Genomic DNA, 16,956 nt, shown 5'->3' with positions numbered 1-16,956 from the left:
GAATAAATGAAAAGTGAAGCCAGCAAATTATAGGTTTGCTGGCTTACTGATAGGAAACTAATGTTCTAATTTAGTGCTAACGCAGCGTCTTCTCAGTTCGTCCCTGCTTTATCGTCCTGTTTCTGCTTGATTCAGAATTCTTAACTTGTGCACGGCTTACTGAAGAAGTCCTCGCCCGCTCAATTCGTCTTGGTTTACTGCTCTCTCGAGCCACCGGCTTGTTTTGCGGACTCGTTCTTTCAATTCGCTCTCGATTTATGTTTTGTTTAGCTGGGCGTTTTAGCGTGTTTTCTCTATTAGCATATCGCTTCGACTCTGACGGCGTTGATATCCGAGCGGGTTTGTCCCGCTTTAACTGGCTTAGCGTCCGGTCTCTAGTTGGCTTCTCGCTTCTGCTCGCCGCTTGATTGCGTTTTAGCGCGTGCTCAATTGATTGTTTGCGGCTTACCGAGTCTTGTTTGTTCTGAAAACGAATTTCTCTAAGTGGCGTTACCTGTTTTGGCTCAATAGTGCGTCTTACCGTCTTGGTATTTTCGGTGCGCGCAATGGGTATTACGGTATTTTTGTCATTGTGGCGTTTCGATGTGTTTACCGTGCTAGCGTGTTTATTAGACAAGTGCTTTGCCCGCGACACACCCGCATGTTCATATCGCGAAGGCGCATTGTGAACTACTCGAGTAGAGTAACGCGCACGACGATGCACCGTGTTGTGTTCCCAACGACGATAGTCTCGGCTTATCACGCGTTTTCTTGGGCTACCGTGATAATACCGGCGTACAGGCTCGCGGTGAATAACCACATGGCGGTTATGCCAGTGAACGCTACCAAAGAAAAAGAACGTAGAAAGATGGATGCTTGGAGACCAATAGACATTGCTATGATGATGATAGCTTACGTGATGACGCCAGCGAACTGGTGAAGTTGTGTGCCACCAGTGACCGTACACAACATGAGGGTCGTAATAAGGCACATACACCACTTCCCGCTGACGGGGCTCAATGTAAATTATTTCGCGAGTAGGCTCACGTTCCCGTTCAACTTCAATGTAGTCATTGGTCACCAGATTGCCAGTGTTGAGGGCGTGTTGTCGAAGCACCTGCACGCGGTCTAGCACACGGCTTTGATCAATTAATACGTTATCACCAAGTTGCTGTAACCACTGAAGATCATTCGCCATGGTGCTGAGTAGGTCGGTAAACGGAGCAAGTGCTTTTACGCTGGGATCCCAGTTAACACTCGCCAGCACATTTTCCACCTGCTCCGGGGTTAAATGCTTGTTGCTTTGGCGCCAGCGGTCGGCTGCAACTACATCAAGCGGGTAGGTAGCCGCAATCAGTATGTGAGTAAGCAGGGTATCAGGATAAAGCGCAATGGGCGCAAGTACACTGTCTAATTCAGCGTCAGAATATTGCTGCGTTGACGCAGAAACATGTGCAAGATTGGCGTTCGACTGGGCGATGACAGGTAGCGCTGAAACACTAGACAGTGCGACAATCACAGATAAGGTTATGTTTTTCATACATTCTCCTTAGCGCATGAGCAACGGCTTTTCGCGCGCTAAATGGTAAGTCTGTATACGTTATAACCAGCCTATGATTAACCCAAGCTGAATAGAAAACGCCCACATTGGTGTGCGCGTTTTTAAGGAACTCGTCTATTTGAAAACGTGGGGGTCGAAAGCGTGCCCAAGCTTTTCTGTTTTCGTCTTTAAGTAATGTTTGTTGTCTTTGGTGATACCGTGGTCAATAGGCTTACGTGCAACCACGTCTATACCAAGCGCTTTTAGTGCTGCCAACTTTTTCGGGTTGTTTGTCATAAGCTCAACATGCTTCACATTCAGCGTATCTAGCATCAGCTTGCAGATATCATAACTTCTTAAATCGGCGTCAAATCCAAGATGTTCGTTAGCTTCTACCGTGTCCATGCCACTATCTTGAAGGTTGTAGGCGCGAATTTTATTTAAAAGACCAATACCGCGACCTTCTTGGCGAAGGTATAACAGCACACCGTGACCATTATCGACGATATTTTGCATGGCTTTTTCTAATTGAAAGCCACAGTCACAGCGAGTGCTAAATAAAGAATCGCCTGTTAAGCATTCTGAATGGATACGAATTGGCACTACGTCGTCTTCTTTCCACTCTCCATAAGAAAGGGCAACGTGTTCTTGGCCGCTGGCTTCAACAAAGCCGTGTATTTTAAAATCACCCATGCGAGTGGGTAATTTTGCGGTACTGACATATTCGTATTTAGGCTGTTTGCTACTCATGTTACTTCTACACTTTGGACAGTAGGCAATAAGTGGGGATGACTTCTTTTTTTGCAAGTCTACCATTTTATTATACGCGAGTTGACGCTAGTGCTATCACTTTTTTCGTAAGACGTATATTAAGTGCAGTTATTAAAGTGGGGTAAACTCTCGCAGCGGGGCAGGCTTTGCAACGCTATAGCCTTGGGCAAAATCAACGCCCATTTTGCCAAGTTGTGCCATGGTGCCTTCATTTTCAACGAATTCCCCAACGGTTTGCATTCCCATGGCTTTCGCTACATCATTGATTGACGCAACCATAGCCGTGTCTACACTGTCGTTCAGCATATCCTTGATAAACATACCGTCAATCTTTACCTGATTAACCGGCAAGCTTTTGAGATAACTGTACGAAGAGAAGCCGCTACCGAAGTCGTCTAGGGCAAACGAACACCCAAGGCGATTAAAAGTACGCATAAAGGCAAGGGTGTCCTCCATTTTTATAATCGCTACCGACTCGATCACCTCGAAACAAATCTTGTTGTAAGGAATATTAAAGGTTTCGAAAGCGTTTAAAATGAATAGCGTAAAATCTCTGTCTGCTAATGAATGGCAGTTAAGGTTTATACTGCATCGCCTTAACTCAGCGAGATGTTCAGGGTTTTCAGACAGCCATTTGAACGTATTTGTGACTACCCATTTGTCGACATTTACATTCATTTCAAAGCGCTCTGCCGTGGGTAAAAAATTAGCGGGCTCAACAATTTTTCCGTCTTTTTCCCTTAGGCGCAATAGCACTTCATAATAGTGACCATCGCTGGCTTTGCTCAAAGGTCTTAACGACTGGTAATAAAGTTCAAAGCGCCCTTCTTCCAAGGCGTTGTTTATAGAAGAGACCCAGTCCAACTCACGCTGATAGCGCTGCATGCTCTCGTCATCTTTATTATATCTATGCACCTGATTTCTGCCTTGCTCTTTGGCAAAATAACAGGCGGCGTCAGCCATACTTAAATACTGCCCTGAGCTAACGTTACTATCGTCGCACACAACCATGCCAATACTTACGCCTAGGTTGAATATTCGGTTATCCCACATGAACCGATAGGCCTGTACTGCATTGAGAATTTTCACTGCATTGAGATAAACCGCATCAGCATCTAAATCTGAATAGATAACGCCAAACTCATCACCCCCGAGTCTTGCTAGCTGCGCGTTGGGTAGCAGCGTATTTTCAATCAGGCGGGCGACGTCTTTTATGAGTACATCTCCCGCTTTGTGACCGCAGGTGTCGTTAACGACTTTAAATCGGTCTAAATCTAAAAAGAGTAGGCACACAGGTAACGCGCTGTGGTTATGTACTTTTTCCTTGAAGACTGATTCAAATTGCCGTCTGTTGTATACGCCCGTTAGTGAGTCGTGAGTAGCCAAATACTGAAGGCTTAAATCGGATTGCTTTTTTTCCGTGATATCAATAATTGAGCCGTACAGGTAAGTTCCTTCATCGTTCTCGCGGATCTGGCAAGACAATGAAAACCAGAACTCAGTGCCGTCCCGACGTTTTCCCCGTATCTCTTTTCTGGTGACATGGCCTTGTTGTGATATCTCACCTAACAATACATGTCTGTCTTCTGGTGATGCGTAAAAGGCTTTTGTGCTTGCTCCCTCGCTAAGCATTTCTTCCTCATTCTCATACCCAAACACCGTGCACATCGCAGGGTTAACTGAAATTAGCTTACCGTCCCAGGTTGATGTGTAGTGTCCTTCAGCGGAGTTTCGGAACAAGTCATAAAAGTGATTTAAGCTAGAAATTGTTTCAGCTTGAGAGGAGAGCTTATGTTGATTGAGTACCTGCTCTTTTGTGATGACCGCAAATCCAAAACACAGGAAACCCAAGGTTAAGAAAAACAGCATTCCCATCGCGACATCGACAGTATAAATAAGGTCGCTGAAAAGGTTTTGGGTCACTAAAGCGTAAAACGCAAAGAAAGATAGCCAGGCCAGAATATAAGTGGTGCTGACAACACTACTGCCTTTGTCTTTAAAGATAAGAGCAAGGGTAACGTGATACAAACCCATCGCCGCAGTGAGTATAAGCAGCGTGATTGTGACCATATAAGCATTTACGGTAAAACAGTAAATGGTAGCAGCAATAGGTAGAGCATAATTTAGCAGCCTTAAAACAAAAGGCACACGAGAGAACAGGTGATGAGTCACTTTTCCAATACACAGTAGTAATACGCCGAAGCATACGGCGTAAAAATGCTCGCTGGCGTTAGTCAGGCTAGGCCAAAACGCGAGACCACCCTCTGTAATGAACAATAACGCAATAAGCACCAATGACGACATGGTGAGCCAGAAGCGGGTAGGAATACGCTGATATAAGTAGGAAAAAAGAAAATAGGAAGCAATGAGTGCCATCACACCCGACACAGCACCAAGCAAAGTCAGCATATTAGTGTCATGTTGAGTAAGCAGGTCTCGCTCCCATAGTGACATTGGAAAGTACTTTAGCCCCTCGTCTTTCACTGCGATTAGTAACCGAGCGTCTTGGTATGGTTGAAGGGTGAAAGCAAGCCTAATATTTGGAAGCGGTTGTCTTAACGAATAGTCACCTTTACCGGCTTGATAACGGTACGATTTTATAATTCGCTGGCTGCTGTCTAGAAGATAAATCTGCAAATCATCAACGTTTAGTCGGTCGATATTAAGCACTAAGGGAATGGCACTATAGCCAGAGTGGACAAGCTCTGTTGAATACCACACACGTTCTGTTGAAGAAGCCGTTGCTGTTGGTGTTTTTGTGAAGCTTCCCGTCAATACATCAAAATAGGTTGCGCTATTAGGTGCAATTGATACCCGTGCATAATGGTTGATGATTTCCCTTTCGAAAGACTCATCGATAACAAGCCGCGGGCTGGCAAAGGCGTTTATGCTTAGAACCACCCAACTAATGAGCAAAGCTGCAACGTACTTTGTTAGCTGGGAGATTGGCACTAGCATGATCCTTGAAGCGCTAATTATGTGTTTTCTATAGAATAATACTAGTCTGTCCTAAAAGCCAAACAGAAAGAAAAAGGCATGGTGATACTTACGTGTTTTGAAGATACTGGTAGATCGCATTCGGTGATTGTTGGGTGCCTACCGGTTCCAGCCAAATCGCCTCGCAAAGCCATTCAATGCAAAGTATGCATTGAAAATTTGTATCGCTGGATTGGGTGGTAACAAGCGCCTGAAAGCGATCGGCTCCCCAATCTGCGTCGGATAGTGAAAAGTGAAAAATTTCACAAAACTGCTCTGCCCACTGCTGAGTTTTAAGAGGCGTTAAAGGTAATGCAACGCGGATTTCTACGCTTTGTTCGTTAACCACGGCGTGCTGTTGAATGTCTTCTTTGGTGAGATTTTGCATAGAACTTATCAATTCGCCAGTTATTGTAAACCTGCTTGCTTTATAAAGTGTATATAGTACAACACAAAAACAATAGCGTTAATCTAAGCGTATTAAGGACGGGGTATGCTAACACTTCACCATTTAAATAACTCTCGCTCGCAGCGAATTTTGTGGCTTCTTGAAGAGCTAGGCGTAGAGTACAAAATAGAATTCTATCAACGAGACAGTAAAACAAACCTAGCGCCGGATTCATTGCGCGCTGTTCATCCGCTGGGACGCTCTCCGGTGCTTACTACGCCGCACGGTGCTATTGCCGAGTCTGGTGCTATTGTGGAATACCTTGTTCGCCATCACGCTACAGACGCATTTTCTGTACCTCAAGACCCAGAGGCACTTCAACAGTATTGGTTTTGGCTGCATTTCGCTGAAGGTTCGCTAATGCCGCCACTAGTGGCAAACTTAGTGCTGGAGAAAGCGCGTCAAAAAGGTTCGAAGCCTTTCTTTATTAAGCCAATTACTAACAAACTGATAGACGGTATTTTAAATGCCTATTATGGCCCTAATTTAGCGCAGAGCTTACGCTATGTGGAATCTTACTTATCGAAAAATACCTGGTTTGCGGGTGACGCACCCAGTGGCGCTGATGTTCAAATGATATTTCCGTTAGAGTCGTTGGTAGCCAGCGGGCGTGCGAAGCACTTTACTGCCATTCAAGGTTACGTAAAACGGGTTCATGCCAGAGAAGCCTACAAAGCGGCGCTTGAGAAAGGGGGAGAATACGCTTACGCCTAGTGTGTTTATCTCTACTGCGTGCACTTTTACTTTGTGCAAACTGCGGTCAGCTGGAAAACAGAATCTAGTTGGCCTGCAAGCCCTCAGTGCTCTCGATTTATGTAATCATCAATAAGCTGGATAAAAGCCTCACCATAGCGTTCGAGTTTGGTTTGGCCTACGCCGCTTACATCAAGCAAGGTGTTGCGCGTAGTGGGGAGTTTACACGCCATATCCACTAAGGTGGCGTCACTAAATACCACATACGGCGGCACTTCATTTTCTTCGGCCAACACTTTGCGTAAGTGCTTAAGACGGGTGAACAACGTTCGGTCGTAGTTAGCAGGCGCTTGTTTTGCTTTTTTCTTGTCGGGCTTAAATTCAAGTCGCGGAACGGCAAGCTGAACCGCTACTTCACCTTTTAGCACAGGCCGAGCGGCCTCGGTTAAGCGCAATGCGGCATGGGCGGTAATATCAACGCGTATAAGGCCTTTATGAACAAGCTGGTTGATAATGTTGTGCCAGTAGCTATCCGATTTATCTTTACCTATGCCGTACGTGGAAAGCTGGTGGTGACCTGCTTCCTGAAGGCGCCTAAGCTGCTTGCCTCGCAAGACATCAATGACATACTGGCTAGAGGCTTGCTGTGAGAGCCGAAGTACACACGACAGTACTTTTTGTGCAATCACCAAACCGTCGATCATCTTAGGTGGGTCTAGGCAAATGTCGCAGTTGCCACAGGCGCTGTCGCTGAACTGCGAAAAGTAATTCAGGAGTACTTGTCTACGACAGGTTTGTGCTTCTGAAAAAGCTTCCATAGCTGCAAATTTTTGTAACTCTATTTGGTTACGCTCGGCTATTTCCCCTTGCTCTATCCACTGTTTTACGCGGGCTGCGTCTTTTTCGTCGAACAATAGTAAAGCTTCAGACTCCAAGCCGTCTCGCCCCGCTCGGCCGGTCTCCTGATAATAGCTTTCAACACTGCGCGGAACATCGTGGTGAACCACATAACGCACGTTCGATTTGTTGATACCCATGCCAAAGGCAACGGTGGCCACCACAATATCAATTTTATCGTTAAGGAACTGGCGTTGTACCAGCTCTCGCTCGTCGTTGTCCATACCCGCGTGATAGGCCGCGCAGCGAAAACCTTGTCTGAATAATTTAGCGTGCAGGTCGTCGACTTTAGCGCGACTGTTACAGTAAATAATGCCGCTACCTTCTTGCTGTTTTACGTAAGCAACAACTTGATCAAAGGCTTTGTACTTGCTCATTACGCGGTAGCGGATATTAGGTCTGTCGAAGCTGCCTTTATAAACCAGCGGGTCGTTAAGGTTTAGCTGCGTCAGTATGTCTGCTTGGGTCGCTGAATCTGCAGTCGCTGTGAGTCCAATAACAGGAATAGAGGGGAAGCGAGATTTTATTTGCCCCAGAGCGCGATAATCCTGCCTGAAATCGTGCCCCCAATGGGAAACGCAGTGCGCTTCATCAATGGCAAATAAGGCAATGTCGGCGTGCGCAAGCGACTGCTGAAAATAGTACTGCATTAAACGCTCAGGCGACACGTAGAGCAAGTCGAGTTTGCCAGCTTGCAGTGCGTCATTTATGCGTGCTTGTTCGTCTGCTTCTAGCGTTGAATTGAGATAGGCAGCTTTTACGCCCAGCGCTTTAAGCTGTTCTACTTGGTCCTGCATAAGCGATATAAGCGGTGACACAACAATAGCGGTGCCTTGGCGCACTAACGCAGGAATTTGATAGCACAGCGACTTGCCACCACCTGTTGGAAGCAAAACAAGTGCGTCTTTACCTTCACATACTTGGTGAATGACTTCGCCTTGACCGTCGCGAAAAGCATCGTAACCAAATACATCTTTTAAGACGGTTTCTGGTGTTTTTACACGTTGCGTTTCTGGCGCTAATTCTGATGGAGCTATTGCAGTTGTCATGGCGCTGGATTTTACGCGTTTTTGGCGACGTCTTCACGGGGCAATTTAAAAAACTAGACTAAAATTCAGCGATAGTCCTGATCAGAGGGGCAGCAGCTCTTATAATTTATTTTGATTCAATATCATTGGTTGGATGAATTTCCGTCAAACTTACGTTCGGTAGTAATGTTGCTTATAAGCACATTACAAATATCAATTCATCAAGGAAAGCGAGTGGATAACAAAACGACTAATAAAGACGAAGCTAAGGGCAGCGAAACACTAAACCATGAACTAATGATTAAACATGTAATTGCGCTTTTTCGTGATACTATGCCGTTTAACCAGTTGCTGGGCTTGGAATTTGTTACTGAAGGAGAGGGGCTGGATACACAGATCTCCCTGCACCTTGATTGGCAACCAACGCTGACCGGCAATCCAATGCAAAAAATCCTACACGGCGGTGTAACAGCGACTATGCTAGACACCATCGGTGGTTTAGTTTCAATTGTAGAAACCATCAAACAAACCGCACGTGAACACCTTGCGGACCTTCAAGTTAGATTGCCCACCATGGGCACGGTCGATATGCGCGTCGACTACTTAAGGCCGGGAAGAGGCGAGCGCTTTGTTGCGACAGCCACGATTATACGCAAGGGCAGTAAATTAGTGGTTTGTAGAATGGAATTGCACAACGAAAAAGGCGATCATATAGCCTTTGGTACGGGTACATATATGCTGGGATAGCAGTGTCTTAATAGGTTTGCATCATCCCACAATGCCTGTTGTTACGTTGTGTAAAGGAAGTGAGCGGTATTAACGGGAGGTGTAGCATGGCAGAGCCATTACCAGATTTAATTGAAGAGATTGTTACCGAAAGTATGGGTGACGATCCGGCGACCTTGTTAGCCACCCTTGCGGGGCAGGACGAGGTATACATCGCATCACTGTTAGAATCGTTGCCCGTAGAAAAACGTTTGGCGGTATGGGAAGGCATTCCTCGCGACCGTAAGCTCGACGTATTGGTTGAGATGCGTAGCGACCCCCGTGAAATTCTTATCGACAATACGCCGCACGACGAATGGGCGTCTATTTTTGCTGATATTGACGCAGAAGATTTACTGGAACTACTCGATTCATTGCCAAAACGCCTAGTCGATATGGCCTATGAATCACTTGATTCCAAAGAGCGTAAGTACTTCAGAGAAGCCACACAATTCCCCGATAACCAAATAGGGCACTGGGTTAACCACGAGCAGTTAGTGCTACCTTCGAACGCGAAAGTGCGCGAAGGGCTACGCTTATTAAGACGTGACATACCTCAGCATTGTGACAGCATTTTTTTGGTGAATCGCTCAGGTCAATTTTCCGCGCTAGTTAAAATTAGCCACCTCTTCAATGCGCAAGATCACGTGTCGCTATTCGACTTGTCGGAAGAAAGTGTGACGACCATTCAAGGGGCTGACGACACTATGAATGCGTCGCTACTTGTTCAACGTTCTGGGCTTGCGTCGCTGCCGGTAGTTGACGAAAACAACAAGCTTCTCGGCCGATTAGATGTGACCTCTGCAAGTGAGTTGGTTAACGAGTTTTACGAACGCCAAGTGATGGCTTCGGCCGGTATGGATGAGGACGAAGATTTATTCTCGCCTGTGGCCAAAAGTGCGAAAAATCGTGCCCTTTGGCTTGGCATTAACTTGCTTACCGCATTTTTAGCTTCGTGGTTTATTGGATTGTTCGAAGGCACCCTTCAACAAGTGGTTGCCCTTGCGGTACTGATGCCGGTAGTGGCAAGTATGGGAGGTATTGCAGGTAGTCAAACGCTAACCCTGATTGTACGCGGCTTGGCGTTGGGGCAGGTCACGCCTGCCAACTTACGGGCGCTGATGGTGAAAGAGCTTAAAGTAGGCGGCGTTAATGGCGTGATTTGGGCCTTAGTAATTGGCGTTGTTGCTTATTTCTGGTTTACCGATGCCATGTTAGGGTTGGTTATCTGTTTGGCCATACTGTTCAACATTGTAGCCGCCGCACTTGCAGGCGTGTTTGTACCTGTAATTTTGGACAAGCTGAAAATAGACCCAGCACTGTCGGGTTCTGTAATTCTAACAACTGTCACTGACATTGTAGGCTTTGTTGCGTTCTTAGGTTTGGGCACACTGTTTCTGCTGTAGCACCATTCCCGCGATAAACCTTGTCCTGTTTTTTCATGACGAACGCATCTTAGGCCCCATTGAATGAGCACATTTAGTGGGGCTTTTTCATTTTTTGTTAATTGCGTTTCATTAATTATGCCGCTTGTTACACGTCCTTTGCCGCATTGGAAAGCGTTAAGGGTTGTGAATTCACCTAACCTGATAAACAATACGCGCCTTCTTCCCCCGAATTTCGTTGGAGTCAGTCTTGTCTAAGCAAGCCAGTGCCGCTCAAGTCGGCGTTATTTGTGCAATTGCCGCATATAGTATGTGGGGTGTTGCACCTGTTTATTTCAAACAGTTGATGGTATTGCCGGCTGCTGAAATCCTAATGCACAGGGTAATTTGGTCTGTGGTGCTGTTGGTTGGGCTTATAGCCGCGTTAAAGCAGTGGCCCAAAGTGGGCGCCGCCCTTCGCAATAAGCGCGTTATGCAGATTTTATTCGTTGCAGGGTTGTTACTCGGGGCGAATTGGCTCTTGTTTATTTGGGCAATTAATAACGACCATATTCTTGATGCAAGCCTTGGCTATTACATCAACCCTCTTATCAACGTATTTTTAGGGCGACTTTTCTTAGGTGAAAGGTTGCGTAACTTACAGCGTGTAGCCGTTGGGCTTGCCGTTATTGGCGTGGCTATTCTTATTTTCTCTTATGGCCACGTGCCGTGGATTGCTTTGGTGCTCGCGGGAAGTTTTAGCGTGTACGGCTTATTGCGCAAGCAAGTGGCAGTAGACTCGCTACCCGGCCTATTCATTGAAACTTTAATGCTCTCGCCATTCGCTATTATTTACTGGGTCTTCTTTGGCTCTGAGTACAGTAACTTATTTAATAACGACGCCACGCTAAATACCCTTATTTTAGCGGCTGGCATTGTAACTACCGCGCCACTACTTTGTTTTACCGCTGCAGCAAGGCGCATTATGTATTCAACGCTGGGCTTTTTTCAGTACATTGGCCCTACGCTTATGTTCATTCTGGCGGTTTACCTTTACGGCGAACCGCTTGAAGAGTCGCGCTTGGTAACCTTCGGCTTTGTGTGGTTTGCGCTTATCTTGTTTAGTGCCGACTCGCTAGTTAATTACCGCAGTCAGCGTAAAGCGCGAAAGCTAGCGGTGGAGTAGGGGCTTTTGCGCACAAGTCTTTAATGAAACGTCGGACAGCTTAGCGGCGGTTGATTGAGTGAAAAGCTAAAGCAGTAAAGCTTGCTCTTGCTGAGGAACATCTGGTGGTTCGCACTTCACTTGGTTACGCCCACTATTTTTGGCGGCATAAAGCTGCTTGTCGGCAAGGCTTAGTAGCTTATCTACGCGCTGAGTGTGGGCGCCACTTACCCCAATACTGCAGGTCACTTTAATGTCGCTTTTAGGCAGCTGAATAATTTCCGCTTCCACCACTTTTCTGAAGTCGTCTAAACGCTCACTGGCTTCTTTTAGTGGTGTTGACGGCATGTATATACAAAACTCTTCGCCACCAAAGCGGGAAATAATTTCGTCTGGAAAATAAAACTCAATAAGGGCCGCCATGGCTTTTAGCACAATGTCACCTGCGTCATGGCCATGGGTATCGTTTATCGATTTGAAAAAGTCTAGGTCAATAAGGGCGAGAGCGTGATCCTCAGACAGGTTTTGGTGTTGTACAGTAACCATGTAGAAGAAGTGGCGCCTGTTAGGCAAACCTGTTAAATAGTCGGTGTTGGCCACACGACGAATTTCTTCAACGCTCTCAATATATTCTACGTTCTGCATCACGCGACACAAGAACTCTTCATGACAGTAGGGCACTCGCAAGAAGTCATTTGCACCACTTTTAATGAAGTGCGCAGACATTAACATGCCTTTGCCTCCAGCAACGCCCATAATTGCCAGCTGCTCTTTCGAGAAGGCTTTTCTTAAACTGGCGACAAAGTGCGTGCCTGTCATATCTGGCAGCGTGTTGTCAGTGATAACAAGACGTACGTTTTTGTGTTCAGACAAGCATTGCATAGCGTCTGTAGCCGTTAGGCATTCAAACGCAATAAAATTGTGGCGCTGAAGTAATGAAACGGTTTTTGAGCGCAACACCCGATTAGTGCTTACCACGACGACGCCGGTAGACTTGTTTTTTTCTAATCGGCTAATAAGACGATTGAGGTAGTCGTAGTTCTGCGAATTTTCTTTGGGAATGTAATCGACAACGTCACGTTCTAGGACTTTATCGCGAATAGCGCTATCTAAACTTTCTGTTGTAGCAATGGTGGGAATGAAAGACTCAACCGTAAAGTCGATGGCTTCGCCTTTTGGTGCATCGGGAAGCGAGTATGCAACAATAGCACACAGAAAGGTTTCCGGCATATTTTGCGAAAACCGCGCTTTGCCTTCTGTCAGCGACGTTGCGCCAACGGGGGTAAGACCTGCCCGGCGTACTAATTTCGCTATAAGTTCAAGGTTGCCTTCACCATTTTCGATGATCAGCACGTGTTGCTGCATACATTTCAACTTAGGTTTAGGCTACCTTGCCTATTAATAATGTTACGCTTTCTCCAGCTTTGCGTAAGCAAGTACCAGCCATTTGCTGCCAAATTCGTCGAAGTTTACTTGAACTCGACCGTGCTCTCCACTCCCTTCGTAGTTAAGTACGATCCCTTCGCCAAATTTACGGTGTACAACTCGCTCACCTAAACTAAAGCCCGTTTCTTCAAAACTGGCGTGCGACGTCGCTTGGCTAAAGCGGTTGTGCACGGGCCGCGAGATAGTCGATTTCAGCCTAACCTCTTCAACGCAGTCTGCTGGCATTTCGCGAATAAATCGAGAAGCAGTATGATACTTATCTTGGCCATAGAGTCGACGACTTTCTGCATAAGTAATATACAACTTTTGCATTGCTCTGGTCATACCAACATAGCAAAGTCTGCGTTCCTCTTCCATTCGACCTGGCTCGTCGTTGGTCATTTGGCTAGGGAACATGCCTTCTTCTACACCTGCTAAGAATACCAGTGGAAATTCAAGGCCTTTAGCGGTGTGTATAGTCATCATCTGCACGGCATCCTGGTCTTTATCCGCCTGGGTTTCACCTGCTTCCAGCGACGCATGAGCTAGAAAGGCTGCCAGAGGCGACATTTCTTCGGCTTCTTCAGGCACGATAAAGGTTTTACATGCAGTAACCAATTCTTCCAGGTTTTCTAGACGTGCTTGGGCCTTTTCTCCGCGCTCTGCTTGGTACATGGCGTACAGACCAGACTGGCGAATAGCTTTATCGGCTTGTTGGTCAAGGGGCTCATCTAACGTGGATTGCTCTAGCTCAGTAATTAGCAACACAAAGCTTTGCATTGCGTTTAGCGCGCGGCCTTTAAAGCCACCTTCATTAATGAGCAACTGACACGCCTGCCACATTGAACAGTTGTGCATTCGCGCGGTGTCGCGCACTTGCGATAAGGTTTTCTCACCAATACCGCGACTTGGGGTGTTTACTACACGCTCGAAAGCTGCATCGTCGTGCGGATGGCTCACCATGCGCATATAGCCAAGGGCGTCTTTAATTTCTTGGCGTTCGAAGAAGCGCAGACCGCCGTATATGCGATACGCCAACCCTTCGTGTAGCAAGGCTTCTTCCAGTACTCGAGACTGGGCGTTGTTTCGATAAAGAATGGCGGTATCAGTAAGGGCGTTGCCTTGATTCAGCCAATCTTTGATTTTCGAAACAATAAAGCGCGCTTCATCTAGCTCGTTGAAACCCGCATATACAGAAATCAGCTCGCCTTGCGCGTCTTCCGTCCAAAGCTCTTTCCCTAAACGGCCCGTATTGTTCTCGATAACCGTGTTCGCCGCTTTAAGAATGTTTCCTGTAGAGCGGTAATTCTGCTCAAGGCGAATAGTAGTAGGCTCGTTGAAGTCTTTCAGGAAGTGCTGAATATTATCTACGTTCGCGCCGCGCCAGCCGTAAATAGACTGATCGTCGTCGCCAACAATCATAATGTTATTATTACCACCACTACACAGCATACGAAGCCATGCATATTGGATATTGTTGGTATCTTGGAATTCGTCTACCAACACTGCACGGAAACGACGTTGATAGTGGGCTAGTACTTCTGGGTTTTTAGCCCATAATTCATGTGCGCGTAGCAACAGTTCAGCAAAATCTACCAAGCCTGAACGGTCGCAAGCGTCTTGATATGCCGCATAGACTTCGCGCATGGTCTTTTGAATATGATCGCCGTGGGTTTCAATGTGCTGAGGGCGCAAGCCTTCGTCTTTGTTGCCATTTATGTACCACTGAATTTGACGAGGCGCCCAATGCTTTTCGTCCAGGTTCATGGCCTTCAGAATGCGGCGAATAAGTCGATACTGATCGTCCGAATCAATTATCTGAAAATTCTCAGGCAAGTTGGCTTCTGCATGGTGCGCTCGTAGTAAGCGATGCGCAAGCCCGTGGAAGGTACCAATCCACATATTGTGCAGGCTGCGACCCATCAACGACTCTATTCGGCCGCGCATTTCTTTGGCTGCTTTATTGGTAAAGGTTACTGCCAAAATAGAAAAAGGGGCGATGTTTTCGACTTCCATTAACCACGCAATGCGATGCACTAATACGCGGGTTTTACCACTGCCCGCGCCAGCCAAAACTAGGGCGTTAGATAGTGGGGCTGCTACTGCTTCACGCTGTTTGTCGTTTAGCTCGTCTAGCAGTCGAGATACATCCATAGTGTGGTACCTGTTAGTTGATAGTGTTATACATTCAGCAGCGCGCTATTATGCCACCTGCCTGTTAATTTATACAGTCCAGTTTTTCCCAGTGAAGATAAACTTCAACGGCATTATACGTTCGTGTGCAATCATGATTTTAAGTATTATTTAATGAAAGATACGAGCGCTCTGAACGTTCTATTAAGTTAATGGAAGCACTCAGTTAGACGCAGCGAGAGAGCAGAGTGCTTTAACGATGTATACATGTACGATACGGTTATTAGCTATAACGAATTAATTCGATAAATTGATCGAATTATGCGCTTGGTCGGTATCACATCGGTATTGCATCACATCAAACTCAGGTAAACTTTTACGCGTTCCCTTTTGTCAGCATAGATATGCCCAGCAAGGAACAAGTTAGACTGCTTACTCAATTTTCTTATAGAACACAGCATTTTTATATAACGGGACATGCTCATGACCGCACTTACTACGCCCATCGATTTTTGGTCTACGCTGAAACAAGAAGCGCAAGTTGTTGCTGAAAAAGAGCCTTTGCTGTCTAGCTATGTGCATGCCAGTGTTCTTGCACATCACAACTTTGAATCGTCGCTTAGCTTTATTCTGTCGAACAAAATGGCAGACGACGTCATGCCTGCGCTCGCCATTCGTGAAGTTTTCGATGAAGCTTACTTACTTGAGCCTGGCATCAGCGAAGCGGCTATTGCTGACATTCTAGCGATTAAGGCGCGGGATGCGGCGGTCAACGATTACCTTACTCCCTTACTTCACTTTAAAGGTTTTCATGCTGTGCAAGTACACCGCATGGCGCATTACCTTTGGGTTCATGGGCGTCATCAGCTTGCTTTATTCTTACAAAGCCGCAACTCGGCAAGCTTTGGTGTAGATATCCACCCTGCTGCGCGTATAGGTAAAGGCGTCATGTTTGACCACGCAACCGGCATTGTAGTGGGCGAAACTGCAGTAGTTGAAGACAACGTATCTATTTTGCAGAGCGTTACATTAGGTGGTACCGGTAATGAGTCGGGCGACCGTCACCCTAAAATTCGCCAAGGCGTGTTAATTGGCGCTGGCGCCAAGATCCTTGGAAATATTGAAATAGGTGAAGGCTCAAAAGTGGGCGCTGGTAGCGTTGTACTTAATAGTGTTCCGGCTCACGTTACTGTGGTGGGTGTTCCAGCTAAAGTGGTTGGGAGACCGGTTTGTCAAAGCCCATGTGAATCCATGCGCCAAAACGTACTAGAAGATAACTCCCACGTATAAAATTGGGGTCAGAGTCTGAGGGATCCCCACGAATTTAATTTCATATGCCTCCGGCCCAGGCTGCGTCAACTATGGAGATGTACCATTTGAGTGCAGCTTTCCACTGTCGCATAGTAAATCGTATTCGACAAGCGACAGCCCTGAGTCCAAGGTAATGGAATGACAACACGCTTCTGGTTTCGGTATTAGCTTGGAAGCGCCGATGCTTATTCGATGAGACGAGCACCATACCCAGTAATATAGCTACGAGTGACGCTAACGTCGTCAGCAATACCAGTATTGTTAGACGCTGCTTTTTCACGCTTTTATTCTGCTCATAGCCAAGCCCGAACTTCGTACTTTTCATGTCTCTAAAGCCTTCTTCAATTTGCATTCGTTGCCTGTAAATGGCCACTACTTGTTTCGATAAGCTTCGATGAGGTGCCAGTGATGTCGCTAATAGCCATGGGTCTTTTGCTCCTTGCGCATGGACTTTCGACCGC

13 protein-coding genes are annotated in these 16,956 nt (G+C 46.4%); 5 read left to right on the top strand and 8 right to left on the bottom strand.

Annotated elements, in window-relative coordinates:
- Window positions 1-76: 76 nt before the first annotated feature.
- The 4 genes from KUL49_RS17430 to KUL49_RS17415 all read right to left on the bottom strand — a co-directional run bounded on the left by KUL49_RS17430 (window position 77) and on the right by KUL49_RS17415 (window position 5,654).
- A complete protein-coding gene (locus KUL49_RS17430; protein WP_131138104.1) occupies window positions 77-1,519 on the bottom strand; it encodes a DUF3300 domain-containing protein in 1,443 nt (480 codons plus the stop codon).
- Between the two features lie 135 nt (window positions 1,520-1,654).
- Window positions 1,655-2,269, bottom strand: coding sequence for a GTP cyclohydrolase II (gene ribA / locus KUL49_RS17425; RefSeq protein WP_014947836.1), 615 nt, complete (start codon window positions 2,267-2,269; stop codon window positions 1,655-1,657).
- Window positions 2,270-2,401: 132 nt separating this feature from the next.
- Window positions 2,402-5,248 (bottom strand): EAL domain-containing protein, encoded by a 2,847-nt coding sequence (locus tag KUL49_RS17420; protein WP_242633883.1) that lies wholly within the window; start codon window positions 5,246-5,248, stop codon window positions 2,402-2,404.
- A gap of 88 nt (window positions 5,249-5,336) precedes the next feature.
- Window positions 5,337-5,654, bottom strand: a complete 318-nt coding sequence (locus KUL49_RS17415; RefSeq protein ID WP_014947838.1) for a hypothetical protein — start codon at window positions 5,652-5,654, stop codon at window positions 5,337-5,339.
- A 105-nt stretch (window positions 5,655-5,759) separates the two neighbouring features.
- On the opposite strand from KUL49_RS17415, the gene KUL49_RS17410 reads away from it, so the two are divergent.
- Entirely contained in the window at window positions 5,760-6,428 is a 669-nt protein-coding gene (locus KUL49_RS17410) for a glutathione S-transferase (RefSeq protein WP_131138102.1), read from the top strand.
- A gap of 83 nt (window positions 6,429-6,511) precedes the next feature.
- On the opposite strand, the gene recQ is transcribed toward KUL49_RS17410, so the two are convergent.
- Window positions 6,512-8,353, bottom strand: coding sequence for a DNA helicase RecQ (gene recQ, locus KUL49_RS17405; RefSeq protein WP_014975343.1), 1,842 nt, complete (start codon window positions 8,351-8,353; stop codon window positions 6,512-6,514).
- Between the two features lie 213 nt (window positions 8,354-8,566).
- On the opposite strand from recQ, the gene KUL49_RS17400 reads away from it, so the two are divergent.
- From KUL49_RS17400 to rarD, 3 genes are all read left to right on the top strand, one after another.
- Window positions 8,567-9,079 carry a thioesterase family protein gene (locus KUL49_RS17400; RefSeq protein WP_075177636.1) on the top strand — a complete coding sequence of 171 codons (513 nt, stop codon included), beginning with the start codon at window positions 8,567-8,569 and terminating at the stop codon, window positions 9,077-9,079.
- 86 nt (window positions 9,080-9,165) lie between these two features.
- The gene (locus tag KUL49_RS17395) at window positions 9,166-10,503 is read left to right on the top strand and encodes a magnesium transporter (protein WP_014977961.1); all 1,338 of its coding nucleotides are present in this window, start codon (window positions 9,166-9,168) and stop codon (window positions 10,501-10,503) included.
- Between the two features lie 229 nt (window positions 10,504-10,732).
- The gene (rarD, locus tag KUL49_RS17390; RefSeq protein ID WP_014977962.1) at window positions 10,733-11,647 is read left to right on the top strand and encodes an EamA family transporter RarD; all 915 of its coding nucleotides are present in this window, start codon (window positions 10,733-10,735) and stop codon (window positions 11,645-11,647) included.
- A 66-nt stretch (window positions 11,648-11,713) separates the two neighbouring features.
- Here rarD and KUL49_RS17385 read toward each other — a convergent pair whose 3' ends face one another.
- On the bottom strand, window positions 11,714-12,991 hold the full coding sequence (locus tag KUL49_RS17385) for a diguanylate cyclase (protein ID WP_131138101.1): 1,278 nt from the start codon (window positions 12,989-12,991) through the stop codon (window positions 11,714-11,716).
- A 42-nt stretch (window positions 12,992-13,033) separates the two neighbouring features.
- Complete coding sequence (uvrD, locus tag KUL49_RS17380) at window positions 13,034-15,205, bottom strand: DNA helicase II (protein WP_131138100.1); 2,172 nt, start codon at window positions 15,203-15,205, stop codon at window positions 13,034-13,036.
- A gap of 462 nt (window positions 15,206-15,667) precedes the next feature.
- Between uvrD and cysE the strand changes: the two genes are divergently transcribed.
- On the top strand, window positions 15,668-16,474 hold the full coding sequence (gene cysE, locus KUL49_RS17375; RefSeq protein ID WP_014947845.1) for a serine O-acetyltransferase: 807 nt from the start codon (window positions 15,668-15,670) through the stop codon (window positions 16,472-16,474).
- Window positions 16,475-16,514: 40 nt separating this feature from the next.
- On the opposite strand, the gene KUL49_RS17370 is transcribed toward cysE, so the two are convergent.
- Window positions 16,515-16,956, bottom strand: a 442-nt coding sequence (locus tag KUL49_RS17370) for a transposase (RefSeq protein WP_141306348.1), incomplete at its 5' end; no start/stop codon positions are given.

The sequence above is a fragment of the Alteromonas sp. KUL17 genome, assembly GCF_006538305.1.
Classification (GTDB): domain Bacteria; phylum Pseudomonadota; class Gammaproteobacteria; order Enterobacterales; family Alteromonadaceae; genus Alteromonas; species Alteromonas macleodii.
The sequence above is the reverse complement of the archived record's forward strand: the minus strand, read 5'-3'. Positions and strand labels throughout refer to the sequence as shown.